The sequence below is a fragment of the Anaeromyxobacter terrae genome (assembly GCF_022690685.1).
Taxonomy (GTDB): Bacteria; Myxococcota; Myxococcia; order Myxococcales; family Anaeromyxobacteraceae; genus Anaeromyxobacter; species Anaeromyxobacter terrae.
In genome coordinates, this window is sequence record NZ_JALCYY010000137.1 from 1 (window position 1) to 1,717 (window position 1,717).

Annotated in this window: 2 protein-coding genes; both read right to left on the minus strand. The window is 79.8% G+C overall.

All coding sequences use genetic code 11. From position 1 onward, the window contains the following. On the minus strand, positions 1–533 hold a 533-nt coding region (locus MNY62_RS25475), incomplete at its 3' end, for a UvrD-helicase domain-containing protein (protein ID WP_242347132.1). After that, the coding region (locus tag MNY62_RS25480; protein WP_242347133.1) for a PD-(D/E)XK nuclease family protein at positions 530–1,717 on the minus strand (1,188 nt) is incomplete at its 5' end. The genes MNY62_RS25480 and MNY62_RS25475, both read right to left, overlap by 4 nt.

Sequence of the window (1,717 nt, forward strand, 5' to 3'; positions counted from 1 at the left end):
CGCGCGCCCGCCGCGCCGAGCCCTGCGGCGAGCGTCCGCGCGGCTGGCCGGCCGGCGTCGAGCGCGGCGATGGTGGCCGCGCGGGCCGACCCGGCGAGCCACGACGACGCGCGGTCCTCGTCGGCGATGGAGAACTCCGGGTCGAGTCCGGCCTCGGGGGCGTGCTCCCTGAGGAGCCTCCCGCAGAACCCGTGGATCGTGCCGGCCGAGAGCCGGTCGAGCCCGTGGAGCCGGTCGAGCCACGCCTGCGCGTCGGCCGAGCCCACCGCTCCCGCGGACGCCGCGCGCGCGCGCTCCGCCACCGCGCCGCGCAGCCGCTGCGCGAGCTCCTCGGCGGCCTTCTCGGTGAAGGTGATGGCGGCGATCTCGGCGGGCGCGCAGGGCGTCCCGAGCGCCTCGCCGGAGAGGAGCCGCGCGCACAGCTCGACGAGCGCGGTGGTCTTCCCGGAGCCCGCGCCGGCGGACACGGCGGTCGGCGCCTCGAGCCGGAAGAGCGCCGTCGCGGCCGGCCCGAACACGATCCGGCCGCTCACGAGGCGCTCCCCGTGTCGTCCGCCTCGCCCGCGCTGCCCTCGGCGCGGCACACCGCGCCGTACGGGCAGCCTTCGCAGGTGCGCGGGGCGATGGGGAACTCGCCCGCCCGGATCCGCCGCACGACGTCCACCACGCCCGCCGCGAACCCGCGCGGCCCACCCCCGGCCCCGGGCGTCTCCGCGCCAGCTCGCGCCACGAGACCGCCCTCCGGGGCGTCCACCGCGAGCAGCGGATCGGCGGCGTCGGTCGCGAACGGCTCCGTGCGCGCCGCCTTGCGGAGGAGCGCGTACGCGGCCTCGAGGCGCCCGCGGCCCGGCAGGTCGCGCGCGGCGGCGACGAGGTACGCCGGCACCTGGAAGCTCGTGACGCCCATCGCCTCCGGGTCGAGCAGCTCGGCGTAGCCGGTCGCGTGGCGCGCGTTCTTGTAGTCGACCACCAGGAGCCGCTCCCCGGACGCGTCGACGCGGTCGATCCGCCCCTGCAAGAGCACCGCCTCTCCGCCGGCGCGAACCTCGAGCGGTGGCCGCTCCGATCTTCCGCCGAAGCGGTGCTCGAGGAGGGCCGGCACGAGGCCATCGTGATCGCGCGCCTCCGCGTGCACGGCGCGCGCGAGCCGCGCGAGCACCGCCTCGCGGCGCGCCGACCAGACCGCCGGATCCCCGGTCCGGCCCTCCGCCTCGAACCTCGCGAACATCGCCTCCGCCGCGGCGTGCGCCTCGGCCACGTCGGCCGCGTCCCCGGCGGGCGGCCACGCGCCGCGCGCGAGCCGCGCCCCGACGAATCGCTCGAGCGCCGCGTGCAGGAGGCTCCCCTCGTCGCGCGGCTCCTGGTCGAGGTCGCCCGTCGCCGGGTCCGGCAGGCGCGCCCCGAGCTGGAGGAACAGGCGGAACGGACAGCGCGCGTACGTCTCGAGCTGCGTGGGCGACCACTCGGCGGGGAGCGCGGCGCGGAGGAAGGCGGCGACCGGTCCCCCGATCGCCCCCGCGTGCGGAGCCGGCCGGCGACCGCGCAGCGCCGCGAGGCGCGACGCCTCGACCGCGCCGGCGGCGAGCGCGGCTTCCGCCCGCGACGCGAGCGGCGTCCCCTGGAGCGCCGCGGCGCCCGGACTCCCGAGCCGCGCGGCGGCGCGGAGCGCCTCCCGCTCGGTCCGCGCCGCGGTGAGGCCGGGCTCGGGTTCGGGAGC